General features: G+C 72.5%; 1 protein-coding gene. It reads left to right on the top strand.

Annotated features, from left to right (window positions below):
* Positions 1-84 precede the first annotated feature (84 nt).
* The coding region (locus AB1609_15830) for a hypothetical protein (protein MEW6047922.1) at positions 85-561 on the top strand (477 nt) is incomplete at its 3' end.

Below are 561 nucleotides of genomic sequence, written 5' to 3'. Positions count from 1 at the left end.
GACGGTGTGAAGGTGCCCGACCCGCAAGCAGCTTCGCGTTTGGTTGGCATGGGCCGGCTCCAGGGTTCCGTTGCCGCGGGGAAGTTGGCCCTGGGTGGGACCGTGTGGGCGGCAATGCAGGAGTTCAGCCCGTACACGGCGTGGCTGGCGGGGTCTGCGGCGCCCGCGCGAGCGTTCCTGGACTATGCCAACGCGCGCGGGGGTGCCGGCGCCGCCATCGAAGGGCGATACCGCACCGCAGGCAGGGGCACGGCCGAACTCCGGCTGGGCTGGCAGGAGGCAGTCTCCGCACCCGACACGCCCCTCGTGGGGGCCTCGGCCCGCGGCTCGCTGCAGTGGCAGGCCGGTTCGGGCGGGAGCGTGCGTCTGGGGGTGGGTGCCCGGTGGTCGCCCGCCCTGGGCCGGGTTGTCCCCCAGGTGGTGGCGGGCGCTGTTCGCCGTTTCGGTCAGGGCACGCTGAGCCTCGACCTCGTCGGCGACATCACGCCAGCTTCTGTTTTCCAGGGGTCAACGGCCCACGTGCCCGTGGCCGTAGCCGCTGCGCTTTCTACGAAGCTCGGG

The sequence above is a fragment of the Bacillota bacterium genome, from assembly GCA_040754675.1.
Lineage (GTDB): Bacteria > Bacillota > Limnochordia > Limnochordales > Geochordaceae > Geochorda.
The sequence above is the reverse complement of the archived record's forward strand: the minus strand, read 5'-3'. Positions and strand labels throughout refer to the sequence as shown.